Origin of the sequence: Kitasatospora sp. NPDC048296 (genome assembly GCF_043201815.1) — a bacterium.
Classification (GTDB): Bacteria; Actinomycetota; Actinomycetes; order Streptomycetales; family Streptomycetaceae; genus Kitasatospora.
Window position 1 is genome coordinate 1 of sequence record NZ_JBICZB010000100.1, and the last position, 24,181, is coordinate 24,181.

General features: G+C 72.4%; 23 protein-coding genes, 1 tRNA gene and 2 pseudogenes. 13 read left to right on the forward strand and 13 right to left on the reverse strand.

What is annotated here, in order from left to right; translation table 11 throughout:
- Window positions 1–92: 92 nt before the first annotated feature.
- A pseudogene (locus ACGF12_RS34910) lies at window positions 93–539 on the forward strand (LacI family transcriptional regulator); the annotation flags it as partial.
- Window positions 540–979: 440 nt separating this feature from the next.
- On the opposite strand, the gene ACGF12_RS34915 reads toward ACGF12_RS34910, so the two are convergent.
- The 6 genes from ACGF12_RS34915 to ACGF12_RS34940 form a co-directional block, all read right to left on the reverse strand.
- Window positions 980–2,167 carry a cytochrome P450 gene (locus ACGF12_RS34915; RefSeq protein WP_393039403.1) on the reverse strand — a complete coding sequence of 396 codons (1,188 nt, stop codon included), beginning with the start codon at window positions 2,165–2,167 and terminating at the stop codon, window positions 980–982.
- Window positions 2,168–2,254: 87 nt separating this feature from the next.
- Window positions 2,255–3,538 carry a YcaO-like family protein gene (locus tag ACGF12_RS34920; protein ID WP_393039406.1) on the reverse strand — a complete coding sequence of 428 codons (1,284 nt, stop codon included), beginning with the start codon at window positions 3,536–3,538 and terminating at the stop codon, window positions 2,255–2,257.
- 110 nt (window positions 3,539–3,648) lie between these two features.
- Window positions 3,649–3,771 (reverse strand): hypothetical protein, encoded by a 123-nt coding sequence (locus ACGF12_RS34925; protein WP_393039409.1) that lies wholly within the window; start codon window positions 3,769–3,771, stop codon window positions 3,649–3,651.
- 1,008 nt (window positions 3,772–4,779) lie between these two features.
- Window positions 4,780–4,853: transfer RNA gene (locus tag ACGF12_RS34930), tRNA-Pro, on the reverse strand.
- Between the two features lie 100 nt (window positions 4,854–4,953).
- Window positions 4,954–5,898, reverse strand: coding sequence for a metallophosphoesterase (locus ACGF12_RS34935; protein ID WP_380608707.1), 945 nt, complete (start codon window positions 5,896–5,898; stop codon window positions 4,954–4,956).
- A gap of 24 nt (window positions 5,899–5,922) precedes the next feature.
- On the reverse strand, window positions 5,923–6,621 hold the full coding sequence (locus ACGF12_RS34940; RefSeq protein WP_393039413.1) for a CGNR zinc finger domain-containing protein: 699 nt from the start codon (window positions 6,619–6,621) through the stop codon (window positions 5,923–5,925).
- A gap of 168 nt (window positions 6,622–6,789) precedes the next feature.
- Between ACGF12_RS34940 and ACGF12_RS34945 the strand changes: the two genes are divergently transcribed.
- On the forward strand, window positions 6,790–7,242 hold the full coding sequence (locus tag ACGF12_RS34945) for a GatB/YqeY domain-containing protein (protein ID WP_393039416.1): 453 nt from the start codon (window positions 6,790–6,792) through the stop codon (window positions 7,240–7,242).
- Between the two features lie 134 nt (window positions 7,243–7,376).
- On the opposite strand, the gene ACGF12_RS34950 is transcribed toward ACGF12_RS34945, so the two are convergent.
- Window positions 7,377–9,716 (reverse strand): transglycosylase domain-containing protein, encoded by a 2,340-nt coding sequence (locus ACGF12_RS34950; protein WP_393039419.1) that lies wholly within the window; start codon window positions 9,714–9,716, stop codon window positions 7,377–7,379.
- Between the two features lie 424 nt (window positions 9,717–10,140).
- Between ACGF12_RS34950 and ACGF12_RS34955 the strand changes: the two genes are divergently transcribed.
- On the forward strand, window positions 10,141–10,464 hold the full coding sequence (locus ACGF12_RS34955; RefSeq protein WP_195911063.1) for a WhiB family transcriptional regulator: 324 nt from the start codon (window positions 10,141–10,143) through the stop codon (window positions 10,462–10,464).
- A gap of 47 nt (window positions 10,465–10,511) precedes the next feature.
- Here the strand turns inward: ACGF12_RS34955 and ACGF12_RS34960 are convergent, their stop codons facing one another.
- Together ACGF12_RS34960 and ACGF12_RS34965 are read right to left on the reverse strand one after the other, a co-directional pair.
- A complete protein-coding gene (locus ACGF12_RS34960; protein WP_393039422.1) occupies window positions 10,512–11,729 on the reverse strand; it encodes an ArsA family ATPase in 1,218 nt (405 codons plus the stop codon).
- Window positions 11,730–11,811: 82 nt separating this feature from the next.
- Window positions 11,812–12,885: an ArsA-related P-loop ATPase gene (locus tag ACGF12_RS34965; RefSeq protein WP_393039424.1), complete on the reverse strand. Its 1,074-nt coding sequence runs from the start codon at window positions 12,883–12,885 to the stop codon at window positions 11,812–11,814.
- 428 nt (window positions 12,886–13,313) lie between these two features.
- Between ACGF12_RS34965 and ACGF12_RS34970 the strand changes: the two genes are divergently transcribed.
- From ACGF12_RS34970 to ACGF12_RS34990, 5 genes are all read left to right on the forward strand, one after another.
- Window positions 13,314–13,472, forward strand: coding sequence for a DUF4177 domain-containing protein (locus ACGF12_RS34970; RefSeq protein WP_094743074.1), 159 nt, complete (start codon window positions 13,314–13,316; stop codon window positions 13,470–13,472).
- On the forward strand, window positions 13,469–13,936 hold the full coding sequence (locus tag ACGF12_RS34975) for a RidA family protein (protein ID WP_393039427.1): 468 nt from the start codon (window positions 13,469–13,471) through the stop codon (window positions 13,934–13,936). The genes ACGF12_RS34970 and ACGF12_RS34975 overlap by 4 nt, the downstream gene beginning before the upstream one ends.
- A gap of 63 nt (window positions 13,937–13,999) precedes the next feature.
- Window positions 14,000–14,866: an NUDIX hydrolase gene (locus ACGF12_RS34980; RefSeq protein ID WP_393039430.1), complete on the forward strand. Its 867-nt coding sequence runs from the start codon at window positions 14,000–14,002 to the stop codon at window positions 14,864–14,866.
- An 84-nt stretch (window positions 14,867–14,950) separates the two neighbouring features.
- The gene (locus ACGF12_RS34985) at window positions 14,951–15,124 is read left to right on the forward strand and encodes a hypothetical protein (RefSeq protein WP_393039433.1); all 174 of its coding nucleotides are present in this window, start codon (window positions 14,951–14,953) and stop codon (window positions 15,122–15,124) included.
- A 34-nt stretch (window positions 15,125–15,158) separates the two neighbouring features.
- Entirely contained in the window at window positions 15,159–15,992 is an 834-nt protein-coding gene (locus ACGF12_RS34990; protein ID WP_393039436.1) for an MBL fold metallo-hydrolase, read from the forward strand.
- 80 nt (window positions 15,993–16,072) lie between these two features.
- Here ACGF12_RS34990 and ACGF12_RS34995 read toward each other — a convergent pair whose 3' ends face one another.
- Together ACGF12_RS34995 and ACGF12_RS35000 are read right to left on the reverse strand one after the other, a co-directional pair.
- Window positions 16,073–16,747 carry a Crp/Fnr family transcriptional regulator gene (locus ACGF12_RS34995; protein ID WP_380608697.1) on the reverse strand — a complete coding sequence of 225 codons (675 nt, stop codon included), beginning with the start codon at window positions 16,745–16,747 and terminating at the stop codon, window positions 16,073–16,075.
- Between the two features lie 152 nt (window positions 16,748–16,899).
- Window positions 16,900–17,937 carry a winged helix-turn-helix domain-containing protein gene (locus ACGF12_RS35000; RefSeq protein WP_393039440.1) on the reverse strand — a complete coding sequence of 346 codons (1,038 nt, stop codon included), beginning with the start codon at window positions 17,935–17,937 and terminating at the stop codon, window positions 16,900–16,902.
- Between the two features lie 109 nt (window positions 17,938–18,046).
- On the opposite strand from ACGF12_RS35000, the gene ACGF12_RS35005 reads away from it, so the two are divergent.
- Window positions 18,047–18,886, forward strand: coding sequence for an isocitrate lyase/phosphoenolpyruvate mutase family protein (locus tag ACGF12_RS35005; RefSeq protein ID WP_393039443.1), 840 nt, complete (start codon window positions 18,047–18,049; stop codon window positions 18,884–18,886).
- Window positions 18,887–18,955: 69 nt separating this feature from the next.
- Here ACGF12_RS35005 and ACGF12_RS35010 read toward each other — a convergent pair whose 3' ends face one another.
- A complete protein-coding gene (locus ACGF12_RS35010; RefSeq protein ID WP_393039446.1) occupies window positions 18,956–19,582 on the reverse strand; it encodes an RraA family protein in 627 nt (208 codons plus the stop codon).
- A 130-nt stretch (window positions 19,583–19,712) separates the two neighbouring features.
- On the reverse strand, window positions 19,713–20,501 hold the full coding sequence (locus tag ACGF12_RS35015; protein ID WP_393039449.1) for an alpha/beta fold hydrolase: 789 nt from the start codon (window positions 20,499–20,501) through the stop codon (window positions 19,713–19,715).
- A 166-nt stretch (window positions 20,502–20,667) separates the two neighbouring features.
- Here ACGF12_RS35015 and ACGF12_RS35020 point away from each other — a divergent pair, with 166 nt between their 5' ends.
- From ACGF12_RS35020 to ACGF12_RS35035, 4 genes and pseudogenes are all read left to right on the forward strand, one after another.
- Window positions 20,668–22,281, forward strand: coding sequence for an FUSC family protein (locus ACGF12_RS35020; RefSeq protein WP_393039452.1), 1,614 nt, complete (start codon window positions 20,668–20,670; stop codon window positions 22,279–22,281).
- A 41-nt stretch (window positions 22,282–22,322) separates the two neighbouring features.
- Entirely contained in the window at window positions 22,323–22,823 is a 501-nt protein-coding gene (locus ACGF12_RS35025; protein WP_393039455.1) for a MarR family winged helix-turn-helix transcriptional regulator, read from the forward strand.
- Window positions 22,824–23,015: 192 nt separating this feature from the next.
- Window positions 23,016–23,585: pseudogene (gene nth / locus ACGF12_RS35030) on the forward strand (endonuclease III domain-containing protein); the annotation flags it as partial.
- 118 nt (window positions 23,586–23,703) lie between these two features.
- Complete coding sequence (locus ACGF12_RS35035) at window positions 23,704–24,102, forward strand: recombinase family protein (protein ID WP_393039457.1); 399 nt, start codon at window positions 23,704–23,706, stop codon at window positions 24,100–24,102.
- Window positions 24,103–24,181: the final 79 nt, after the last annotated feature.

Below are 24,181 nucleotides of genomic sequence, written 5' to 3' on the forward strand. Positions count from 1 at the left end.
GGTACCTCACCCCACTCGAAACCCGAGCCAGACTGCAGCGCGACTTCACCCCCGCAGCGTAAGCAACCGCTGTCCAAGATCAGGGGGGAACTTCACACTGGCGCCGGAGCGGCTTCGCGCAGTGGCTGTTCCAGCCCGCGGCGACGGGGTGGTACCCCAAGAAGTCCCCGCAGCCGGCGCACCCGGTCCCGGTGCTGGCCGAGCCCTGGCCCGGGATCCCTGCCCGGGGACGTGGCGCGGCGGCACGGGCGGAGGCCTGCTGGCTGCCGATCGCGCAGGGGCTCACGCCGCACGGCGAGCGCCACGCGCACAAGGTGATGCTGGACTGGCTGAAGACACCGAAGGTGCTGACCGACGAGCGGATGGGCCACCTCGACGGCTCTGTCGGGGCCCGCTACTCCCACGTCACCCAGGAGATGCGCGACGAACTCATGGAGGGTCTGACTCGGATCTGGGAGGAGGCGCTCGCCGCCCGTCGGCGGATGTGTCCCCGCTCACCCGTAGCTGTGCTCGACGCCTTGCTGAGAGGGAGTCAGTAGGAGTCGCGCCGGAGTGGCCTTCCATGATCCACTCCCAGCTCACTCCCCAGCGGCCCCCAAGGGCGTCGAAAAATCAGTCAGGGCCGGTCTCCCTTGCGGGAGACCGGCCCTGAGCTGGTCTTACTGGGTCGGGGTGGCGGGATTTGAACCCACGGCCTCTTCGTCCCGAAGCAACTCGGACACCTACCCGGCTTGGGTAAGTCGCATCGCTGACCTGCCTGAACGGTCCCCGACCGTCCGCGGCCGTCCGCCGAAGTGCGCACCCGTTGTAGCGCAGTTAGACACGCAGTTTCGCCGCCCAGATGGCCTGACTACAGCGAGCGTTTGCACTCGTGACGGTAGACGCTACCGACTGCGGCACGGCTCGTCCGGTACTGAGCGGAGCAGCACGTAGGGGCGGACCGCTGGTCACCGGACCGCCCCACCGCCGGCCGGAGGCGTCACCAGGTGACCGGCAGCGCGAGCAGGCCTCCGGTCAGCTGGCTGTCCCGCCAGCGCAGGTCCGCCTCCGGTATGGCCAGGCGCAGTCCGGGGAAGCGGCGAAACAGCATGTCGAAGACGACCTGGAGTTCCAGTCGAGCGAGGGTGGCGCCGACGCAGAGGTGGGGTCCGGCGCCGAAGGCGGTGTGCTGGTTCTGGGCACGGTGGATGTCGAAGCGGTCGGGTTCGGGGTAGGTGGTCGGGTCGAGGCAGGCCGGGCCGTTGGCGAACAGGACCAGGTCGCCGGCGTTGATCCGGCCGTCCCCGGTGTCGACGTCGGTGACGGCCCAGCGCCACACCAGGCCCAGGTCCGGCTGGCTCACCCTCAGGAGTTCCTCCACCGTTGCCGCGAGCAGTTTTGGGCTGCTCAGCATCGCCCGGCGCTGCTCGGGGTGGGCGAGCAGGTACTGCACCCCGGTTCCGATTCGGGTCACCGTGGTGACGTGGCCAGCGAAGAGCAGCGCGACCGACCACAGCACCGCGAGGTCCTCGCTAATGAGTCCGTCGGCCTGGGCGCGGACCATATCGGTGAGCGCGTCCTTGGCGGGCTCGGCACGTTTTCGGGCCATCAGTGCGCGCATGTAGTCGTTCAGGTGGACCAGCGCCTCGCCGACGCGCGCGGGCTCGGACAGGTAGACGACGTCCGCGGTCCAGACCTGGAAGTCCGCGCGGTCGGCGAACGGCACACCGAGCAGTTCGCAGACCACTTCGACGGGCAGCGGCTCGGCGAGCAGGGCGTGCAGGTCCGCCGGAGCACCGGCCGCGGCCAGTTGGTCGAGCCGACGTCCTACGAGGGCCTCGATCCGAGGCCTCAGCTGCCGGACCCGGCGCACGGACAGGGAGTTGGCCGTGACGTGCCGCAGGATGCGGAACTCAGCCTCCAGTCGCTCGTGGTCGGTGCCTTGTGGCCCGTAGAACTGTCCGGTCGCGGACAGGACAGGAGCCGAGAGGGGGTCGGGATGGACCCGGCCGAACCGGTCGTCCGACAGCATGCGGACCACATCGTCGCGCCGCGTCACCAGCCAGGCGGGATGCCCGGCGAACGTACGTACCCTCGCGATCCCGCCGGACACCTGGAGCTCGCGGAACTCCGGCGCCACCCTCATCGGACCGGGCCGGTCGAACGGCAGCTGCTTCGGCAAGGTCACCAGCTCCAGTCGCGCGAGTGCTGTTCCCGGGGGTGTACCGATCGTGGGTCGTTCGGGCCGTGGTCTGTGGATGGTGGCGGGAGGCGGCTACCTCGGCGCCACTGCGGTCTGCGCCTGTCGATGGCGGGCCAGGCCGCGTTGTCCTGGCAGGACGATCTGGTCGTCGGTAACGAGCACGAAGCGTTCGAGGCCGGGAACGACGACGTTGACGACGGCCAGGTGTTCGCTGACGTAGCGGTGGCGAGTGTAGGCCGTGAAGCCTCGGCGGGACAGGGTTTGGAGCAGGACGTTCAGGTGGGCTTTCGGGGTTGCCGGGGCGGGGCGGTCGGTGAAGGGGACCGTGGCGGCACGGGGCAGAGCGGTGGAGAAGTCGGCCAGATGACAGCGGTACAGCGCCGGGTGGCGCCGGGTGTGCCCCTGGAGGGGTGTGGCGGCACCGGGCATGGCGGTGGCCGCGCTGTGGGTCTGGACAAGCTCGCTCAACGCTCGTTCGACAGCGTAGTGAGGAGACAGGGAGGCGCCCGCGCCTCGGATGCGCGCCGGTGTTCCGGGCGGAGCGGGGGTGTAGGCCCAGTAGACCGGGATGCCCAGGTCTGTGGTGGCTTCGAGCAGCGATACCGGTCCTCCCACGCGGTCCTCGGCCGCCTCGTGGCGGGTCCGCAGCCCGGCGGGGAGGGTGTCGGGGGCCAGCACGCGCAGCGTGTCGGGGGTGCGGGTGATGAACTGGTCGATGAGCAGGAGGGACATGGCGTCCCGTTCGATGATCTCGTTGACGGCGTGGACCAGGGCCTCGGTGGGCGTGGTGCCCGCGGCCCAGCCGTTGTTCATCGCGTACCGGCACACCGAGTGATAGGGGTAGGTGTCGCCGTAGTCGACGCGTGCCTGGCACTGGTCGGCGAGGTAGTCGGGGGTGTTCCAGAACAGCGGGACGGCGAGGTCCTCGTCGCCGGTCAGGCTCTGGTAGAGCAGGCAGGCCATCGGCTGGTCCGGGCCTTCGGCGAGCAGGGACGACACCGCCTCGCAACCCAGCGGACCGGTGGCGATCTCATGGGCGCCGTGGAGGAACACCTCGCTCGCCGGGGGCAGGGCAGCGGTGAAGTGGTGCTCCAGGGCCTCGAACAGCGCCCCCACGCGGGCGGCCGGCTCCGGCCCCTTGCCGGAGCCGCGTCCGCCGGGCACCTCCCGGCCGTCCCGGTACAGGGTGCAGCACCACGCCCCGGGTGCGTCGGCGGGCACGGCGGCGAAGGAGGAGGTCAGACCCAGCTCGCAGGCCGCGGCCGTTCCATGCCGCCAGGCGTCCTCCAACAGGGCGCCGCGCTCGCCGTGCTGCGGTAGCTCCGTCGGAGGGCTTGAAGAGACGGATGGGGACATCGTGATCAGTACCTTCCACGAGCGGATCGGCAACGGCAGGAAACGGTCGCCGTATGCCGTGGGGAGGGCCACGCAGCGACCGTTCTCACGCAGCGGAGCACGAGACGGCGTCAGCTCGGCTGCTCGTCGCTCTCCTGCTGCTCGGCGAGTTCAGCGAGCACCTCCTGCTCGCTGAGGCCGAGCTCCGGGTTGGCCCGAGGCGGGGCGTTGTAGTAGTCCCAGATGCTGCCCATAGTCATTCCCTTCTCGCGTTTGGAGTATTGCGTGAACGGACACAACAGTTCGAAGAGAATCTCTTCTTTTGTCGAACTTCCGTGCGTGCCACCGGTATTGTGGAGATGTGGCGACTCCGTGCCGTTGACGGAATATCAAGAAAATACCCGGGGCTCAGAACCCCTAACGCAATGAGAGGTCTTCGTCCTGAAGAAGCGTGTTGCGGGGCTGGCATGGGGCTCGCGCCGGGATGACCACGCCGGTCAGGGCCTGATCGCCGATGGACGATCGTCGCCGCCGCCCGGCTCCGCACCGGAAGGCCGCGAGATCGAGAACCGGGGCATTGTGCGGCTCTCCCTGCCCGAGGGCAGGTGAACGAACTTCCTGGATCGCAGCCAGTTCAACATTCAGACCAGTAACCCCACCCGCGGCCTGCGGCGCCTGGGAGATCCGGACGCGACCGAGGATGCCGACGGCTGGCACGACTGTGGGTGGAGCGGGCCGCTCCGCACACGAACTCGGTGGCGGCGGTCGGCCAGCTGGCGTGCGTGCCGGTGGGCGGCAGCGGGCCGAGGCCCTCGTCGTGTGCTCCAGGGGGGCGAGCCGGACCCGGGCCTGGTGGTGGCAGCTGGTCCGGACGCAGACGCGGGTCGGCTCGCGCAGCCACAGGCCGGCGCCGACGGACACGGCGCCGACGCCCATCTGGACCGGCACCGGTGAATCCCGCCGCCGGGCTGGGCCTGCGCGCCCTCGTCGCGGCCCGCAGGCTGCCTGGCGATCCTCGCTGCCCGCACCGTCCGACTCGGCTGTCCTTGGTGTCCGCATCCGCAGGCGATCGGCGGACCGGATCCTGGTCGAACCGTGTCTCAGATCACATGGCAGTGCTGGTGGAAGGGGTCAGGCCCGCCGACGCTTCCTCAGCAAGCGTTGCCGGCGGTAGGGGAGGGCCAGGGCGGTTGCTGTACTTTCGTGCTGGCAGAAACGCCAGAGGGCCCATCGGATCTCTCCGATGGGCCCTCTGGACTGGGTCGGGGTGGCGGGATTTGAACCCACGGCCTCTTCGTCCCGAACGAAGCGCGCTACCAAGCTGCGCCACACCCCGGTCCTGCGGTTTGTCGCTCCGTCTCCTTCGCGACGAGTAGAACTCTACCGGACGCTCGCCGAGACACGAAATCCGGTTTCGTGCGGGCGTCCGGTGCTGGTCAGCGGGGGGCCGGGGTGAGGGTGAGGAGGGTGGCCTCGGGCGGGCAGGCGAAGCGGACCGGGGTGTAGCGGTTGGTGCCGCAGCCGGCCGAGACGTGGAGGTAGGAGCGGTGGCCGCCGGCCTGGTGGGTGGAGAGTCCCTTGACCCGGCGGGTGTCGAGGTCGCAGTTGGTGACCAGGGCGCCGTAGAAGGGGATGCAGAGCTGGCCCCCGTGGGTGTGGCCGGCCAGGATCAGTGGGTAGCGGTCGGCGGTGAAGGCGTCGAGGACGCGCAGGTAGGGCGCGTGGACGACGGCGAGGGAGAGGTCGGCGTCGGCGGAGGGGCCGCCGGCGACCTCGGAGTAGCGGTCGCGACGGATGTGCGGGTCGTCGAGGCCGGTGAACTCCAGGTCGAGGCCGCCGACGGTTAGGCGGCCGCGGGTGTTGGTGAGGTCGAGCCAGCCGGCCGCGTCGAAGCCGTCGCGGAGCTTCTCCCACGGGTTGTGGACGGCGCCCGTGATACCGCGGCGGGCGGTTCCGTCGGGGTTGTTCATGCCGTGGGCGCCGCTGCGCATGGCCTGGAGGTAGCGGGCCGGGTTCTTGCGGGCCGGGCCGTAGTAGTCGTTGGACCCGAAGACGTAGACGCCGGGGAACTCCATGAGCGGCCCGAGTGCGTCGAGGGTGGCCGGGACGCCGAGCGGGTCGGAGAGGTTGTCGCCGGTGTTGACCACCAGGTCGGGGCGCAGGCCGGCCAGGCTCTTCAGCCAGCGCTGCTTCTTGCCCTGCCCGCTCACCATGTGGATGTCGGACACCTGCAGGACCCGGATGGGCTTGGCGCCGTGGGGCAGGACGGGGACCTCGACCCGGCGGAGCCGGAAGGCACGTACCTCGTACCCGACGGAGTAGGCGAGGCAGGCGGCGCCGGCGGCGGCAACGCCGAGCGGAACGGAGTACAGCGGTCGCATCAGCCCATGCTCTCAGACGGCGGATCAGCTGGTGAACGTCCGGTGGCCGGGTACGGGAACGGGCCCGGTGGACAACCCTGGGGATGGAACCACGCCCGGAACGGGAGCCGGTTCCTCGGCCTCCCGCCGGGCGCGCAGGGCCCGGACCTTGCTGCGGTTGCCGCACCGCTCCATCGAGCACCAGCGCCGCCGCCCGGGCCGCGAGGTGTCGACGAACAGCAGCTGGCAGTTGTGCGCCCCGCACTCGCGGATCCGGTCCGCGTACGGCCCGGTGAGCAGGGCGATCGCGTCCCGGGCGAGGGTGGAGACCAACTGCGCCCCGTCGGCGGGCAGCGGGGCGGCCGCGGTGCCGTCCGGGGCGATCTGCGGGACGAGCGGTGGGTGGGCGGCGGCCCGGTTGAGTACGGCCAGGTCCTCGACGGCGGCCTCGTCGCCGTGGGCGCGGGCCGTGGCCAGCCGCCAGAGGGCGTCACGGAGGGTGCGGGCGGCGGTGAGCTGGTCGGCGGAGATCCGTACGGTCTCGGCGGGCAGCCGCAGCCGCGACTGCGGGAGCCAGTCGGCGAGGTCGGAGGGCTGGTGCAGCACCTCGTACCGGGCGTAGTCGCCGGGACCGCCGGTGGGGAGCAGTTCGAGGCAGAGGGCGCCGGGGTCGAAGAGGAAGCGGCTGCCGCCGGGGGTGGTGAGGACCAGGCCGGTCGCCGGCTCCCGCTCTCCATCGGTCATGTAACCAGGATAAACGGTTACAGAGCGTACCGGGACTCCGGACGGGAACCGATCCGACCCCGGCCCGACGTCGATCCGACCCCGGCCCGACGTCGATCCGACCCCGGCCCGACGTCGGGCCCGGTTAATGGCAAGCGACCGAACGCCGCAGGTGGGAGACTCGTGCCCATGACCACGCTCAAGGAGCAGCTGCAGGAGGACCTCACGGCTGCCATCAGGAACCGGGACGAGCTGCGCTCGTCCACCATCCGGCTCACGCTGGCCGCCGTCACCGCCGAGGAGGTGGCGGGCAAGGAGAAGCGCGAGCTGTCGGATGCCGAGGTGCTGAAGGTGATCACCCGCGAGGCGAAGAAGCGCCGGGAGGCGGCCGAGGCCTTCGACAAGGGTGATCGGGCCGAGCAGGCCGAGCGCGAGCGTGCCGAGGGCGAGGTGCTGGCCGGGTACCTGCCCAAGCAGCTCTCCGACGAGGAGCTGGCCGCGATCGTGGCCGCCGCCGTGGCCGAGAGCGGGGCGAGCGGCCCGCAGGCGATGGGTGCCGTGATGAAGCTGGTCAAGCCGAAGGTCGACGGCCTCGCCGAGGGCGGCCGGGTCGCCGCCGCCGTGAAGGCCGCCCTGGCCTGAGCCGTAGCGGGACCCGGAACGAGCCGGCCGTAACGGCCCCGGAACACACGCCGAAGGGGCGCCCCCCGGATTACCGGAGGGCGCCCCTTCACCGTTGTGCGGTCACGTCACCGCGCGGTCACGCGGACGGCCCGTCAGCCGTTGCCGCCGCCGTGCTTGCCGCCGTTCCCGTTCCCGTTGCCGCCGCCGATGAGGCCGGGCGGGAGGTTGAACCCTCCCCCTATCACCCCACCGGGGTTCGGGTTGGCCGGAGGCGGCGGCGGGTTGCCGGCCGGCGGCTGCGGCTGCGGCTGCTGCGGCTGGGCGTTGGGGTCGGCCGGCGGGGTGGCGTTCGCCGGGGGCGCGGCCGGCTGGGGGTCCGGGATGTCGGTGGTCTGGATCGGCTCCAGCGGGGTGCCCTTGAGCGCCTGGTTCATCGCCATCTGCCAGATCGGGCCGGGGCCGGTGGCGCCGAACACGTCGTCGAAGTGCTTGCCGCCGATGTTGATGTTCTTCATCTTGACGCCGCCGGCGGGGCCGCCGAGCCAGACCGCGGTGGCCAGCGACGGCGTGTAGCCGTCGAACCAGGCGGCCCTCTTCTCGTCGGTGGTACCGGTCTTACCGGCGATCTTGCGGCCGTCGTCCAGGCCGAGGGCGGCCGCGGTGCCCTTCTCGGTCACGTTGAGCAGGACGGTGTTGAGCGAGTCCGCGGTCTGCTCGGAGAACGCCTGGGTGCACTGGGACTGCGGGACCTTGATGTCCTTGCCGTCCACCGTGGTGATCTTGTTGATCGCGATCGGGGTGCAGTACTTGCCGCGGGCGGCGAAGGTCGCGTAGACGTTCGCCATGGTCAGCGGGGAGAGCTCCAAGGTGCCCAGGACCATCGAGGGCACCTCCTGGAACTGGTCGCCCTTGGCGGACTGGGTGATGCCCAGCTTGTTCGCCATCTGCTTCATCGCGCAGAGGCCGACCTGCTGCTCCATCTGGACGAAGTAGGTGTTGACCGAGCGGGCCATGGCCTCCTTGAGCTGGTACGGGCCGACCTCGCTGTCCTGCTCGTTCTTCACCGTGGCCTTGGGCTTGTCGGTGTTCTTCCAGGTACCCGAGCAGGTGGTCATCTGCGGGTACTCGATCTTGTTCTGGGAGGGGAACGCCTGGGTGTTCGACATGCCCGACTCCAGCGCCGCCGCGGCGAGGATCGGCTTGAAGGTCGAACCGGTCTGGAAGCCGTTGCCGCCGCCCATCGCCGCGTCGACGTTGAGGTTGACGACGGTCTGGTTCTTGTTCGGGTCCAGGCCGTACGGGCGGGTCTGGGCCATCGCCAGGATCTTGCCGGTGCCGGGCTCCATCATGGTCGCCGCGGCCGACACCGGGTCGGTCACGTTGACGTTCTTGGTGACGGCGTTCTGGGCGGCGGCCTGCTTGTCCGGGTCCAGCGTGGTGTAGATGTTGAGACCGCCGGTGTCCCAGAGCTTCTTGCGGTCGTCGGCGTTCTTGCCGAAGGCCGGGTCCTGCTTGACCACGTGGCGCACGTAGTCGCAGAAGAAGCCCATGCCGGCCTGGGCGGTGATGCAGCCGTTCTGCGGGTCCTTGTACTTCAGGCCCAGCGGGGCGGCCTTCGCCTCCTTCGCCTGGTCGGCGGTGATGTGCTTGTTCTCCACCATCTTGTCGATGACGACGTTGCGGCGCTTGACCGCGTTGTCGGGGTAGCGCACCGGGTCGTACTGCGACGGGTTCTGGACCAGGCCGGCGAGGGTGGCGGCCTCGGCGATGGTCAGGTCCTTGTTGCTCTTGCTGAAGTAGCGCTGGGACGCGGCCTCGACCCCGTAGGCCTGGTGGCCGTAGAAGGTGATGTTGAGGTAGTTGGTGAGGATCTGATCCTTGGTCAGGTCCTCCTCCAGCTTGATCGCGACCTTGAGCTCCTGGATCTTGCGGCCCAGGGTCTTGCGCTGAGCCTCCAGGACGGCCGCCTGGTCGTCGCCGGCCTTCTCCACGTTGACGTTCTTCACGTACTGCTGGGTCAGCGTGGAGGCGCCCTGGGCGGCGGTGCCGCTCTCCGCGTTCTTGCCGACCGCGCGCAGGACGCCCTTGAGGTCGACGGCGCCGTGCTCGTAGAACCGGGCGTCCTCGATGTCGACCTGGGCATGCCGCATGAACGGCGACATCTGGTCGGCGGTGAGGACGGTGCGGTCGCGCTCGTAGACCTTGGCGATCAGGCCGCCCTTGGCGTCGAAGATCTGCGTCGCCTGGGTCAGCGGCGGGGTCTTGAAGTCGTCAGGGATGTTCTGGAAGCTCTCCGCCGTGTCCTTGGCGGTCAGCCCGATGGCGCCGACGGCGGGCAGGGCGAGGCCTGCCAGCAGGACTCCGGAGAGCACGCTGACGCCCAGGAACTTCACGCCGTTGCCGACGTGGTCCAACGGTGATCCGCTGCGCTTGCGGCGCGGAGCTCCGGTGTTGCCTGGGGGCTGGGGTGCCTGTGGGCGCTTCGGTGCCATGAGGAGAACCCTACGTCCCCGAATCCCACCCATAGGGGCAGGTGTTCGCCTAGGCTTGTCACAAGCTTGCGACAGCTTCGGTGCGTCAGCACCCTTCACTCTTGTGAGTGGGGAGACTTGCCCGAATTACCCGGTCTCGTCCGGATTTTGAGGCGGCTGGGGCCTGCTGTGTTCCAGTGAATGGTGGCGCTCCGTGACGATGCCTGTGGCGAGAGTGCGGGCATTGAACTTGGCAAGGCTTGCGACCTGCGGTCACTCCAACGAGTGAGCTGACCGATACCCATAGTCCAATCGGGTCATTCGAGATTGAGCCCGAAGGGGCTGTTGCAAGCTGTCGTTCTTCCGTAACGTCCTCAACTGGCAACGGTGAATATGCCGTTGCCGCCGTGGGGGAGCCTCGAATACGGGAGAGGACGGCGCCGGGATGGGCTGGGTTGACGACTGGAGTGCGCAGGCCGCCTGCCGCACGAGTGATCCGGACGAACTGTTCGTCCAGGGGGCGGCACAGAACCGCGCGAAGGCGGTGTGCAGCGGTTGCCCCGTCCGTACGGAATGCCTCGCGGACGCGCTGGACAACCGGGTGGAGTTCGGTGTGTGGGGCGGGATGACGGAGCGCGAGCGGCGGGCGCTGCTGCGCCGTCGTCCGACGGTCATCTCGTGGCGGAAGCTGCTGGAGACGGCCCGCACCGAGTACGAGGAGTCCCTCGCGACCGGCGTGATACTGACGGACTACGCCCAGGCGGGCTGAGCCCGGCGGCAGTCGGGTCGGACCGCGCCGGGCACCCCCCGGGGTGACTACGCCGCGCCGCTCAGCCGGTCCCCGATGGCCCGCAGTCCGTCCAGGTCGTGCACGTCACCCGGCAGCGCCGGCACCTCCACGATCGGCACGTCCGGGTACACCGACACGAAGCGGTCGCGGGTGCGGCGCTCCCGCCCCATGATCTGCATCCGCTCGGCGTGCAGCCGCAGCAACCCGGCCGCGAGCAGTTCCGCGTCGGGCGAGGAGTGCTCCGAGCCGTTCTCCTCCAGGGCCTCGGCGGCCGCCAGCGCCCGCTCCGCGGTGAGCTGCGGCGCCCCCGTGCTGTGCACCCGGTTGAGCACCAGCCCGGCCAGCGGCATCCGGTCCGCGGCGAGCCGGTCCACGAAGTACGCCGCCTCGCGCAGCGCGTCCCGCTCCGGCGCGGCCACCACCAGGAACGCCGTGCCCGGCGCCTTGAGCAGCTGGTAGGTGCGGTCGGCGCGCTCGCGGAAGCCGCCGAACATCGAGTCCATCGCGCTGACGAAGGTCTGCACGTCAGTGAGCAGCTGGGCGCCGAAGATCTTGCCCAGGGTCCCGGTGAGCAGGCCCATTCCGGCGTTGAGGAACCTCATCGCGCTGCGGCCGCCGACCTTGGCCGGCGCGGTCAGGATCCGGATCACCCGTCCGTCCAGGAAGGACCCGAGCCGGTTGGGCGCGTCCAGGAAGTCCAGCGCCGAGCGGGACGGCGGGGTGTCCACGACGATCAGGTCCCACTCCTCGGCGGCGCGCAGCTGCCCGAGCTTCTCCATCGCCATGTACTCCTGCGTGCCCGCGAAGCCGGCCGACAGGGACTGGTAGAAGGGGTTCTCCATGATCGCCCGGGCCCGTTCGGGTTCGGCGTGGGCCAGCACGACCTCGTCGAAGGTCCGCTTCATGTCGAGCATCATGGCCTGGAGCTCTCCCGCCCGTCGCCCGCCACCACCCTCGTCCGACCCGCAGAGCGGCGCCCCCTCCATCGCGGTGACGCCCTTGACCACCCGCGGGGTGTTGTCGAGCTCGCTCAGGCCCATCGACTGGGCCAGCCGCCGGGCCGGGTCGATGGTCAGCACCACGACCTTGCGGCCGCGCTCGGCGGCCCGCAGGCCGATCGCCGCGGCGGTGGTGGTCTTGCCGACGCCGCCGGAGCCGCAGCAGACGATGATCCTCGTCTTCGGGTCGTCGATCAGCTCGTCCACCGCGAGCCGCCTTCCGGTGCTCCGTACCCCGTTGCTCATGCGCCTGCCTCGCTACGCTCGGCAGGCCCTTCGCACATGCCGCACATGCCGCACCGCTCGATGGTCCGCTCGCTTCGCTCGCTCATGCCGCCCCCTGCCGCTTCAGTTCGCCCGCCAGCCGGTACAGCCCGCCGAGGTCCACGCCCTCGCCGAGCAGCGGGAGTTCGTACGTCGGGAGTCGCAGCTGCTGCAGGTCGGCGCGCTGCTCGCGCTCCAGCTCGACCCGCTCGGCGTGCTCCCTGGCCTGCTCCAACAGCGGGTCGAGCAGCGGCTCCACCGCGGCCCGGACGGTCTCCGGCTTGCGGGAGCGGCCGCCCAGCCCGGCCTCGCCGAGGGCCAGCGCCACCTCTTCGCGGTGGTCCCCGTCCACCGCGGCCACCGCCGCCGCGTCCAGCACCGGCGGCCGGACCATGTTGACCATCACCCCGCCCACCGGGAGCTTCGCCTCGCGCAGCTCCGCGATGCCGTCGACGGTCTCCTGCACCGGCATCTCCTCCAGCAGGGTGACCAGGTGCACCGCGGTCTCCGGCGACTTCAGCACCCGCATCACGGCCTGCGCCTGGGTGTGTATCGGGCCGATCCGGGCCAGCCCGGCGACCTCGGAGTTGACGTTCAGGAACCGGGTGATCCGCCCGGTCGGCGGGGCGTCCATGACCACCGCGTCGTACCGGCGCCGACCGTCCGGGCCCTTGCGGCGGGCCGCCTCGCAGGCCTTGCCGGTGAGCAGCACGTCCCGTACGCCGGGGGCGATGGTGGTGGCGAAGTCGACGAAGCCGACCTTCTGCAGCGCCTTTCCGGCCCGGCCGAGCTTGTAGAACATCTCCAGGTACTCGAGCAGCGCCTGCTCGGTGTCGATGGCCAGCGCGAAGACCTCTCCGGGCGCGCCCTCCCCGGCGGGCAGCCCGAGCTGGGGGCGGGCGACCGAGGCGATCCGGCGCTCCTCGTACGGCAGGGCGGCGATGCCGAACTGCTCGGCGATGCTCTGTCGTCCCTCGACCTCGATCAGCAGCACCCGCCCGCCGTCGGCGGCCAGCGCCAGCGCCAGCGCGGCGGCCAGCGTGGTCTTCCCGGTGCCGCCCTTGCCGCTGACCACGTGCAGCCGGACACCTTCCCAGTCGGGGTCGCGCCGGGCCGCCTGGCCGGGGGTGCGTGCCACGCTCCGTCTCCGTCCGTCTCCGTCCTACGGGCGTCCCCTCCGCCGAGGATGCCCCTGAGACGAGGGTGCCCCTACCGACAGAGGCGCCCCTCACGAGGGTGCCCTCTCGCGAGAGTAACCAGGGAGCGCGCCCGATACCCGGAGCACCTGGGGTGCCGGGACCGAATCGTGCCCCCTTTGTGCCCCACCTCACACGCCGCCCGACCGGGCCTGTCTCGCGGGCCTGCCCGGGCTCGCGGCGCTCCCCCAGCCTTCGGCGGGGAGGTGCCCCCACCGCAGTGGCTCCGCCTCCGGCCTTCGGCCCGGAGCTGCCCGCCTCCTCCGCCGTGCGATGCACGCACCCCAACGCCGCGACCTGATCCGACCCGGCCCACGAGACGGGCCCGGTGCGGCGGCGATCGCCGGGGCGGCTCGTCTAGAGTCTGGCCATGACCAAGTGGGAATACATGACGGCACCCCTGCTCGTGCACGCCACGAAGCAGATCCTGGACAACTTCGGCGAGGACGGCTGGGAGCTCGTCCAGGTCGTGCCCGGCCCCAACCCGGAGCAGCTGGTGGCCTACTTCAAGCGGGAGAAGAACGCATGAGCAAGGTCGAGGAGAAGCTCGCCGAGCTGGGTCTGACCCTGCCGCCGGTGGCCGCTCCGGTCGCCGCGTACGTGCCGGCCCTGCTGTCGGGCGAGTTCGTGTTCACCTCCGGCCAGCTGCCGGTCGTCGGCGGCAAGCTGCCGAGCACCGGCAAGGTCGGCGCCGAGGTGTCCCCGGAGGAGGCCAAGGAGCTCGCGCAGATCTGCGCGCTGAACGCCCTGGCCGCCGTCAAGTCGGTGATCGGCGACCTGGACCGGATCGAGCGGGTCGTGAAGGTCGTCGGCTTCGTCGCCTCCGCCCCCGACTTCACCGGCCAGCCCGCCGTGGTCAACGGCGCCAGCGAGCTGCTCGGCCAGGTGCTGGGCAACGCCGGTGTGCACGCCCGCAGCGCGGTCGGCGTCGCGGTGCTGCCGCTGGACGCCCCGGTCGAGGTCGAGCTCCAGGTGCGCGTCAAGACCAGCTGAGTGTGATCGCGAAGGCGGGGTCGGGCCTGTCCAACCCCGCCTTCGTGCGCTTAGCATCCGGGCATGGACCATCGAGCAACGACGCTCCCGATGCCGCCCGGCTGGCCCGCCCGGATCCGGGCGGTCGACTCCGGCGAACTGACCCCGCCGGTGCCCAGGCCCGCCGCGACGGTCGTGCTGCTGCGCGACTCCGCCGCCGGGCCGGAGGCCTACCTGCTGCGCCGCCGCACCTCGATGGCCTTCGCGGCCGGGATGTACGCCTACCCGGGCGGCGGCGTGGACCCGCGGGACGCCGAGGTCGAGACGGGCTGGGCGGGGCCGACGCCCGAGGAGTGGGCGCACCGGCTCGGGGTGGACACCCGGACGGCGCGGGCGGTGGTCTGCGCGGCGGTGCGCGAGACCTTCGAGGAGGCCGGCGTGCTGCTGGCCGGCCCGGACGCCGACAGCGTCGCCGAGCCGCGCGACTGGTCCGCCGAGCGGGCCGCGCTGGAGGCGCACGAGCTGTCCTTCGCCGAGTTCCTCCGTGACCACGGCCTGGTGCTGCGCAGCGATCTGCTGGGCGGCTGGGCCCGCTGGATCACCCCGGAGTTCGAGGAGCGGCGCTACGACACCTGGTTCTTCGTCGCCGCCCTGCCACCCGGCCAGCGCGCGGCCCTGGAGGTCGGCGAGGCCGACCGGGTCGCCTGGCTGACGCCGGCCGAGGCGGTCAAGGGCCACCAGGACGGCCGGTTCGGCATGCTGCCACCGACCGTGACGGTGCTGCGCGAGCTGTCGCCGGTCCGGACCGCCGCCGACGCGGTGACCGCGGCCGCCGACCGGGTGCTGGAGCCGGTGCTGGGCCGGGCCGAGGTCCGGGGAGACCGGATGACGGTCCGCTGGCCCGGGTATGACGAACTGACCATCGACGGGGAGTTCCCCGAGGATTCCTGAGCCGAGGAGCCCTCACCCGAGGAGCCCTCACAGGGGGACTCCCGACCGCACCGAGAGATGCCGACCAGAAAGGACCGACACCCGATGAACCACAACGACGTGGCTCGCCGGACGGCCCCCGAGCTGCCCGCCCGCCGACTGATCCCCCGTTCCCCCGGCTGCGACAACCAGGTCCCGTTCGTCGAGGTCGCCCAGCGCGCCCTCGTCCGGGCCCTGCCGCTGCGAGCCCTGCATCGCGACGGCGAGGGCGGCCGTTGAGCAAGCGGAGCGAGCGAACTGTTGAGAGGTGCGCATGAGCGGACTCCTGCCGGGTGACCCCGCCGCCGCGATCGGCGGTGAGGCCACCCCTCGGGCGCTGTGCGTGCTGGCGCCGAACCCGTCGCCGATGACGCTGGACGGCACCAACACCTGGCTGCTCTCCGAGCCCGGTTCGGACCTCGCGGTGGTGATCGACCCGGGCCCGCTGCACGAGGGCCACCTGCGCCGGGTGGTCGAGCTCGCCGAGGAGCGGGGCCAGCGGATCGCGCTCACCCTGCTCACCCACGGCCACGCCGACCACTCCGAGGGCGCGGTCCGCTTCGCCGAGCTGACCGGCAGCGAGGTGCGGGCCCTGGACCCGGCGCACCGGCTGGGCTCCGAGGGCCTGGTGGGAGGTCAACGCCTGGACGTCGGCGGCCTCGACCTGCGGGTGGTCGCCACTCCCGGCCACACCTCGGACTCGCTGACCTTCCACCTGCCGGACGACGGCGCGATCCTCACCGGCGACACCGTGCTCGGCCGTGGCACCACGATGGTCGCCCACCCCGACGGCCGGCTCGGCGACTACCTGGACTCGCTGCGCCACCTGCACACGATGGCCTCCCACCACGGTGTGCGGACCGTGCTGCCCGGCCACGGCCCGGTGCTCGCGGACGCGCTCGGCGCCGTCGACTACTACCTGGCCCACCGGGCCACCCGGCTCGCCCAGGTGGAGACCGCGGTCGAGGCGGGCTGCCGGACGGCGGTCGACGTGGTCGCCCGGGTCTACGCCGACGTCGACCGGGCGCTCTGGCCGGCCGCCGAGCTCTCGGTGCGGGCCCAGCTGGAGTACCTGGAGGAGCACGGGCTCATCCCCGATCAGGGCTGACCCGCGAACGAGCGGGGCCGAGGCCCGCGAACGGCGAAGGGCCGGTCCGCCCGGACCGGCCCTTCAGCGTTCGTACGGTGTCAGCGCGAGCGGCGCGACAGCCGCTCGACGTCCAGCAGGACCACCGCGCGCGCCTCCAGCTTCAGCCAGCCGCGGCCGGCGAAGTCGGCGAGCGCCTTGTTGACCGTCTCGCGGGAGGCGCCGACCAGCTGGGCCAGCTCCTCCTGGGTGAGGTCGTGGGCGACGTGGATGCCCTCCTCGGACTGCACGCCGAAGCGGCGGGACAGGTCCAGCAGGGCCTTGGCGACGCGGCCGGGCACGTCGGAGAAGACCAGGTCGGACATCACGTCGTTGGTCCGGCGCAGTCGGCGGGCGATGGCCCGCAGCAGCGCGATGGAGACCTCGGGGCGGGCGTGCAGCCAGGGCTGCAGGTCGCCGTGGCCCAGGCCCAGCAGCTTGACCTCGGTCAGCGCGCTGGCGGTGGCGGTGCGCGGGCCCGGGTCGAACAGCGACAGCTCGCCGATCATCTCGCTGGGGCCGAGCACGGCGAGCATGTTCTCGCGGCCGTCCGGCGAGGCACGGTGCAGCTTGATCTTGCCCTCGGCGACGACGTACAGCCGGTCGCCCGGGTCGCCCTCGTGGAACAGCGACTCCCCACGGGCGAGGGTGACCTCGGTCATGGAAGCGCGCAGCTCGCCGGCCTGTTCGTCGTCGAGTGCCGCGAAGAGTGCGGCGCGCCGCAGAACGTCGTCCACGTGCTTCCTCCTTCTCGGCCGTGCGGCGGGTGGGCCGTCCGGCGCAAGTTCCGTTCAGTGTTCTGCATCACCAAGCATGGCGCATGTCGCTCCGATCATATGAGGAGGGGGTGTGTCCGGGGGTGCGGTGCGGGGCCATTCGTACCGGCGGGTCATCGGGCGGGGCGCCCGGCGACCGTCGGTCTGTCGAACGCCTGGCCGTCCGGATCGAACAGGGAGTCGCCCACCGCCGTACGGGCGGAGAGGACGGTGTGCCCGGCCCGGTGCGCGCTGGTCAGGCCGGCCGTACGCAGGGCGGTGAGGTGCTGGGAGACGGCGGCCGGGGACAGCCCGGTGCGGCGGGCCAGCTCGGTGGTCGAGGCGGGGGAGTCCAGCTCGGCCAGCAGCCGGGCCCGGGAGCGGCCGAGTACGGCGGCCAGCGCGTCGGTGCGCGCGGCGGTGCCCGGGCGGTCCTCCCACAGGGTCGCCGTGCCGCGCGCCGGGTAGATCAGCTGAGGCGGGTCCGGCGGCAGCACCCGGGTGAGCACCCGGGGCCAGGCGAAGGCCGAGGGCAGGAGCAGCAGTCCGGCCCCCGCGTTCAGCCGGGTGACCGCGCAGTGCCGGCGCTCCAGCCGTAGCGCGGTGCCGTCCCAGCGGACCGTCCCGTGCAGCTCGTCCAGCATCCGGGCGGTGCCGTGCTCGGCGGCCTGCCGGGAGCGGTGGAAGACGTCCGCCGCGAGCAGCGCGCGGATCCGGGCCCAGTACGGGGCGAGCGCCAGCTCCCAGTACGCCTCGATCTCGGCGGCCAGCCGGGGCAGCTGGGCCGCCGGGTCGCGGTACAGCGGCTCCAGGGCTGCCGGCAGCCGGCCGCCCGCCTCGGCGGCCACGATGTCGAGGTCGGCCCGGACCTGTCCGGCGCCGGTCGCGGTGACCGCGGCCAGTTCCTCGGCGAGCGTGGGGGAGAAGCCCGCCGGGGCGGGGTTGAGGAAGTCGGGCAGGTGGCCGTCGGGCGGGACCATCGCGGCCAGCCGGCCGCGGTCCGGCCCGGCGTCGGCGAGCCGCTCGCGCACCTGCCCGGCCCAGCGGCGGTGCAGCGCGGGGGCGGGGGAGTGCGCGAGGGCGCGCAGGCTGGTCACCACCTCCTGCATCGGGCTGACGGCGAACCGGGTCAGCGCCAAGTCCTGCGCGGAGAAGTGGAGTTCCGTCCGCATCCGCGGCCCCCTTCGGAAGATTCGGCCCCAGCTTAAACACTGGTGGCCCGCCCGGCCCGGGCGCAGGATTCCTGCGTCCCCACCGATCCGTACGAAAGCCGGTACACCCATGGCCAGCACCACCGGGCGCACGTCCACCACCGCCGAGGCCCGCGAGCGGGCGCTGCGACTGCGCGGGCTCGTCGAGGAGGGCGTGCTCGTCCTGCCCAACGCCTGGGACGCCGGCAGCGCGGCGGTGATCGCCTCGGCCGGCGCCCGGGCGATCGCCACCACCAGCGGCGGCGTCTCCTGGTCGCTCGGGCACGGCGACGGCCAGCGGATGGACCGGGCGACGGCGGTCGAGGCGGCCCGGCGGGTCGTCGCGGCAGTGGACCTGCCGGTCACCGTCGACGCCGAGGGCGGATACGGGCCGCTGCCCGCCGATGTGGCCGCCACCGTGACCGAGCTGGTCGCCGTGGGCGCGGCCGGGGTCAACCTGGAGGACTCGACGGCCGGCGGCGGGCCGCTGTTCCCGGTGGCCGAGCAGGCCGAACGGCTGCGCGCCGCCCGCACGGCGGCGGCCGCCGCCGGACTGCCCGAGCTGCTGGTCAACGCCCGCACCGACGTGTTCCTGTTCGGGCTGGGCGGGCTGGACGACGTGCTGGTCCGGGCCGAGGCTTACGCCGAGGCGGGCGCGGACGGCCTGTTCGTCCCCGGGCTGCTGGACCTCGATGCCCTCGCCGAGCTGTGCAAGCGCACCCCGCTGCGGGTGAACGCGATGGCCGTCGCGGGCGGGCCGACCGTCGCCGAACTCGCCGCCACGGGGGTGCGGCGAATCAGCGTCGGCACCGGCCTCGCCCAGCTCGCGTACACGGCGGCCCGCCGCGCCGCCGTCGAGCTGCTCGGCGCCGGGACGCTGACGGAGCTCGACGGGGCGCTCGGCTTCGGCGAGCTGAACGGGCTGTACTGACCGGGCCGGTGCCTGGTGAGGCTGGGGCCGATCGGGCCGGTGCCCGGTGGGGCCGTACCGGCTGCAGGATCAGCCGGTGAAGCCCAGTTCGGCGAGGCTCCGGTCGATCCGCGCGCGGTGGGCGGCCTCCCAGCCGTCCAGGGTCTCGGCGGCCTCCTTGGCCAGCTTGGTCCGGGCCGCGTCCAGGACCTTCGCCCGGTCGGCGGCGGGCACCACCACGACGCCCTCCTCGTCGGCCACCACGATGTCGCCTGGCGCCACCAGCACCCCGCCGCAGCGCGCCGGGGCGCCGTGGGTGCCCAGCCGCTTCTTCGACCCGGGGATCGGGATGACGCCCCGGGCGACCACCGGGAAGCCCAGCTCCCGCACCTCGCCGAGGTCGCGGATCAGGCCGTCGGCCACGAAGGCGGCGACGCCCCGACGCTGCGCCACGGCGCAGACGTTGCCGCCGGCCAGCGCGTAGTCCAGGTCACCGGACTCCACCACGATCACCGAGCCGGGCTCGGCCCGGTAGATCGCCGCGTGCAGCATCAGGTTGTCGCCGGGCGGGCACTGCACCGTGAAGGCCGGTCCGGCCACCCGGGGCATGCCCGCCCACAGCGGGCGCAGGCCGATGTCCATCACCTGGGCGCGGCCCAGGACATCGGCCAGGGTGGTGGTGGGGATGTCCTGAAAGTCCGTGAAATTCTGCTCCATGCTTCCTCGTTGCTCCCTCGCTCGCAGATGATCAGATCGCGAGAAGACTAGGACGCGGATGTGAACGGGGGTTCACGGACTCCCGGGCTCTTCGGTCCCCCGGCTCCCCCGGGCCGCCCGGCTCCAGGCCTCAGGCGTAGAACTTCAGCAGCTCCGGCACCAGCGCCTCGGCCGCCACCTCGTGGGTCTGGTCGGCCAGCGTCCGGTACTCGGCGCCCGGCACGGCCGCCGCCACCGCGCGGGAGGGCGCCCGCAGCAGTTCCGGGCTGGCGCCGCCGTCCAGGACCAGGGTCGGCACGGTGATCCCGGCCAGGAGGTCGACCGGGACGGTCGCGCCGGTCCGCGCGCCGAGCGCCGCCGCGTCGTACGCCAGGGTCGGTGCGACCGCCTCGAACACCGGCCACACCGGGGCGGAGCGCATCCCGTCCACCATCTCCCCGGGCATCCCGACGAAGGTCATGAAGGCCGCGACGGCGTCCCCGCGCCGCCCCTCGGCGAGCACCGCCTCCAGCTCGGTGACGTACCCGATGAAGCGCTCGCTCTGCCCCTCCTCGGTGCTGAAGGGCGGCTCGTAGACGGCCAGTCGGGTCATGCCGACGCCCGCGGCGGCGGCCCGCAGCGCGAGTGCGGCGCCCGAGGAGATGCCGAAGACGCGGGCCGACCCTCCGGCGGCCGCGATGACCGCCGCCAGGTCCTCGATCTCGCGCTCCACGGCGAACGGCGCGGTGTCCCCGCTGCCGCCGCGGCCGCGCCGGTCGTAGGCCCACACGGTGTGGTGGGCCGAGAGCTGCTCGGCGACCGCGACGCCCGGGTCGAAGCCGCGGTGGCCGATCGCCCCGTCCACCAGGACGACGGCCGGGCCGGAGCCGGTGACGGTGCAGGCGAGGGTGGTGCCGTCGGTGGAGACCACGGTGTTCATGGGGTGTTCCTTCTGTCGAGCGAGTCGGTCACAGGGGTAGACCGGGGCTCGCCGCAGAACTCATCGCTCTCGTCGGAAAATTTTTCGACGAGTTCTGAGCCGGGGGCGCGGGTGCCTCCTCGCGGGGATATGTTTCATGGGTAAATTACCTGCTAATCTTTTTTGCATGGCCACAACCGCCCAGTTCCGAAAGGCTCTCCGGGTCGGTCCGCCCGGAGACGGCTGGCACAAGCCCGCACTCAGCGCCGTGGTGACCCTCGGCACCCTCAACCTCACCCTGTTCGCCCTCGGCCGGCTCGACCTCGCGCTCTACACCTCGGCCGGCGGCCTCGGCGCGCTGTACGGGCACGGCCTGCCCTACCGCGCCCGGGCCCGGACGCTGGCCGCCGTGCTGCTCGGTACCGTCCTCAGCACCGGCGCCGCCCTCACCGCCGCCGCGCTCACCCGCGACGCCGTCGTGCTGGTCGCGGTGGCGGCCGCGCTCGCCGCGCTGCACAAGCTGCTCTGCGACGCCGCCCGGATCGGCCCGCCCGGCAGCCTGATCATCACCTTCACCACCGCCAGCTGCGCCTTCGTTCCCCAGCGGCTCCCCGACCTCGCACCGCACCTGGCGCTCACCGTGCTCGGTGCCGCACTGGCCTGGCTGGTCTGCATGGCCCCCGCGACGCTGCGCCCGTACGGCCCGGAGCGGATCGCCACCGCCCGCGCGCTGGAAGCCGCCGCCCGACTGCTGCGCACCGCGCCCGGCGCGCCGGACGCCGCCGCCCGTACCGCCCTGGTCGGCGCGGTCGACGCGGCCCGGCACAGCTTCGCGCTCTCCTCCCCGGCCCGGCGGCGCGCCCTCGGGGACGCGCCCGAGCGGCTGCTCGTCCACGCCGAGGCGGCCCTCGCCGCACCCGCCGGGCCGGCGGCCGCGGAGCGGTACGCCGCCTGGGCCCGGGACCTGCGGCGCGGCCGCGCCCTGCCGCTGCTGGACCTCACCGAGGCGGAGGCCGCCGACCTGCGCGCCCGCCGGCCCGGCCCCCGGCCCTCGCCGCGTGCCTCGCTGCGGCCCGGCTCGGTGCTGCTGCCGATCGGCCTGCGGGTCGCGGTCGGCTGCGCCGCCGCCGGCTGGCTCTCGCTGGCGCTCGGCGTCGGCCGCCCGTACTGGGCGGTGGTCACCGCGGCCTCGGTGTTCCAGGCCAACAGCACGCTCTCCTGGCAGCGCGCGCTGCAGCGGGTGCTCGGCAATCTGCTCGGCCTGGCGCTGTTCACCGCCGCGCTGCCGCTCGCCCACTCCGGCCCCGTGGCGCTCATCGTGCTCGGGCTGATCTGCCAGTTCGGCGCAGAGGCCACGATCGCCCGCAGCTACTGGCTGGCCACCGTCTTCGTCACCGCGATGGCACTGCTGATGACCGAGTTCGCCGGCCTGCAACCCGCCCGGACCCTGGTCGCCGACCGCTGGCTGGACACCTGCGTCGGCGCGCTCACCGGGCTCGCCGCCTGCCTGCTGGTCACCAACCGCCGTACCGCCGCCCGGCTCTCCCGCGCCCTGGCCGGGGCCGAGACCGCCACCCGCGAGGCCCGGTCCGCCGTCGCGGCGGCCGGCTCCGAGGCCGTGACCGCCCGGACCGGGCTGGCCACCGCCCTGCTGGAACTGCGCGAGGCCGCCGACACCGCGACCGGAGAGTGGCGCCGACCGGCCCTCCCGCACCAGCGCGCCGCCGACACCGAGCGGCACGCCCACCACCTGCTGGCGGCCCTGCTGGAGCGCCGGGGCGCCGGAGTGCGCGCCGTCTAGGATCGAACGAACGGGTCGGTCGCGGAACGGGAGCAGCGCACGTGGAGGACGTCGTCGCAGGTGTGCTGCGCCAGTGGGAGCGCGCCTACCCGGGCCTGGACACCGGCCCGATCGCCGTCCTCGGCCGGATCAACCGCTGCGCCGCGCTGCTCCAGCAGACCCCCGACCCGCTCACCCGGGCCGGCCTCACCCGCGCCGAGTTCGACATCCTCGGCGCCCTGCGCCGGGTCGAGCGCGAGCTGACCCCCACCCAGCTGGCCCGCGAGAGCTTCGCCTCCGGCGCCGCCGTGACCAAGCGCCTGCGGCTGCTGGAGGAACGCGCTCTGGTCAGTCGCCGCCCCGACGACCGCGACCGTCGGGTCGCCCACCTCTCGCTCACCGACGCCGGGCGGGAGCTGGTCGACGGCCTGATCCAGGAACTCGTCGCGTACGACCGCGCGCTGCTCTCCGGTCTCACCCCCGAGGAACAGGACCGCCTCGCCGAGGCGCTGGCCGGGCTGCTCAACACCCTTGAGGGCACCATCGGCCGCGCCCTCCGGTGACCACCCCGGACGCGCCGGCCCGGGGCGAGCGGCCCCGGCCGCACGACGGCCGTGTCCTCGGCTGACAGGGGCCTGACCATCCGATCTCCGTCCCGGCCGAACCGCTGTCACCGGAGAACGGCGTCCCCGGCAGGGCGGTTTCCGTTGCATGATCGGCCCCAAGCGGTGCGCCGCTCGGCGTAGCCTTCGTGCATGGCAGAGAGCAAGGCCCGGAAGACCGCGACCAAGGCCCCCACCAAGGCGGCGGCTCAGAAGCCGACCGCGAAGCGGGCAGCCGTGAAGTCGGCCGTAGGACCGGCCTCGAAGTCGGCCGTGAAACCGGCCTCGAAGCCCGCCGTGAAGCCGAGGAAGCCGGAGTCGCAGCTGGCGATGGTACGGCGGGCCCGGCGGATCAACCGCGAGCTGGCGGAGCTGTACCCGTACGCTCATCCGGAGCTGGACTTCGAGAGCCCGTTCCAACTGCTGGTGGCCACCGTGCTGTCGGCGCAGACCACCGACCTGCGGGTGAACCAGACCACCCCGGCGCTGTTCGCCAGGTACCCGACGCCCGAGGACATGGCGGCGGCGAACCCGGAGGAGCTGGAGGAGATCATCCGCCCGACCGGCTTCTTCCGGAACAAGGCGAAGTCGCTGATCGGCCTCTCGATCGCGCTGCGCGACGAGTTCGGCGGCGAGGTCCCGGGCCGGCTGGACGATCTGGTGACCCTGCCCGGGGTCGGTCGCAAGACCGCCAACGTCGTCCTCGGCAACGCCTTCGGTGTTCACACATCAGCACGACAGAACTTCGTCGCCGCGGCCTGAAGGCCGGCGGCAGCTACCCAGCTCAGCACCCTCGGGGAGGCCCACGGGATTCGCACATCAGGTCGATAGACTCCAGCGCGTGTCTGCACCTGTACGAACCATTCCCCGGCATGCCGCCGACGTGGACCCCGAGCTCATCGCGGCCATCGAGCAGATCGCCGTGAGCTACGTCCGGCAGTCCTCGGCGAAGCCGGACCGGACGGAGGCGTCACCGCAGACCCAGCGAACGAAGAACGAGGAGGAGTCCACGCGCTGGGGCGCCTTTGGGCGCCACTACGAGGACATCGGCATCTCCGGCTGGGATCCCGACGCCGAGCGCGAGGGCTTCGACAAGATGCTCGCCGACGCCCGGGCCGGCCTCTTCCAGGTGCTGATCGTCTACAACGTCAGCCGCTTCTCGCGCCGCGAGGTGATGGACGCGATCCCAGTGGTCACGGAGCTGCACCGCCTCGGGATCACCATTCTCGGCGGCGGGTGAATCGAGGACCACGGACGGCGGATCAAAAGCGAGCCGCTCTGCGATCTCTTGATCATTCTGGCTTCAGTGGTTCTGGAGT

Excerpts from the sequence above, each read along its gene's own strand:
- ACGF12_RS34920 (WP_393039406.1), bottom strand. The coding sequence starts at position 3,538 with ATGTCCCCATCCGTCTCTTCAAGCCCTCCGACGGAGCTACCGCAGCAC.
- ACGF12_RS34925 (WP_393039409.1), bottom strand. The coding sequence starts at position 3,771 with ATGGGCAGCATCTGGGACTACTACAACGCCCCGCCTCGGGCCAACCCG.
- ACGF12_RS34935 (WP_380608707.1), bottom strand. The coding sequence starts at position 5,898 with ATGCGACCGCTGTACTCCGTTCCGCTCGGCGTTGCCGCCGCCGGCGCC.
- ACGF12_RS34940 (WP_393039413.1), bottom strand. The coding sequence starts at position 6,621 with ATGACCGATGGAGAGCGGGAGCCGGCGACCGGCCTGGTCCTCACCACC.
- ACGF12_RS34945 (WP_393039416.1), top strand. The coding sequence starts at position 6,790 with ATGACCACGCTCAAGGAGCAGCTGCAGGAGGACCTCACGGCTGCCATC.
- ACGF12_RS34950 (WP_393039419.1), bottom strand. The coding sequence starts at position 9,716 with ATGGCACCGAAGCGCCCACAGGCACCCCAGCCCCCAGGCAACACCGGA.
- ACGF12_RS34955 (WP_195911063.1), top strand. The coding sequence starts at position 10,141 with ATGGGCTGGGTTGACGACTGGAGTGCGCAGGCCGCCTGCCGCACGAGT.
- ACGF12_RS34960 (WP_393039422.1), bottom strand. The coding sequence starts at position 11,729 with ATGAGCAACGGGGTACGGAGCACCGGAAGGCGGCTCGCGGTGGACGAG.
- ACGF12_RS34970 (WP_094743074.1), top strand. The coding sequence starts at position 13,314 with ATGACCAAGTGGGAATACATGACGGCACCCCTGCTCGTGCACGCCACG.
- ACGF12_RS34975 (WP_393039427.1), top strand. The coding sequence starts at position 13,469 with ATGAGCAAGGTCGAGGAGAAGCTCGCCGAGCTGGGTCTGACCCTGCCG.
- ACGF12_RS34980 (WP_393039430.1), top strand. The coding sequence starts at position 14,000 with ATGGACCATCGAGCAACGACGCTCCCGATGCCGCCCGGCTGGCCCGCC.
- ACGF12_RS34985 (WP_393039433.1), top strand. The coding sequence starts at position 14,951 with ATGAACCACAACGACGTGGCTCGCCGGACGGCCCCCGAGCTGCCCGCC.
- ACGF12_RS34990 (WP_393039436.1), top strand. The coding sequence starts at position 15,159 with ATGAGCGGACTCCTGCCGGGTGACCCCGCCGCCGCGATCGGCGGTGAG.
- ACGF12_RS35000 (WP_393039440.1), bottom strand. The coding sequence starts at position 17,937 with ATGCGGACGGAACTCCACTTCTCCGCGCAGGACTTGGCGCTGACCCGG.
- ACGF12_RS35005 (WP_393039443.1), top strand. The coding sequence starts at position 18,047 with ATGGCCAGCACCACCGGGCGCACGTCCACCACCGCCGAGGCCCGCGAG.
- ACGF12_RS35010 (WP_393039446.1), bottom strand. The coding sequence starts at position 19,582 with ATGGAGCAGAATTTCACGGACTTTCAGGACATCCCCACCACCACCCTG.
- ACGF12_RS35015 (WP_393039449.1), bottom strand. The coding sequence starts at position 20,501 with ATGAACACCGTGGTCTCCACCGACGGCACCACCCTCGCCTGCACCGTC.
- ACGF12_RS35020 (WP_393039452.1), top strand. The coding sequence starts at position 20,668 with ATGGCCACAACCGCCCAGTTCCGAAAGGCTCTCCGGGTCGGTCCGCCC.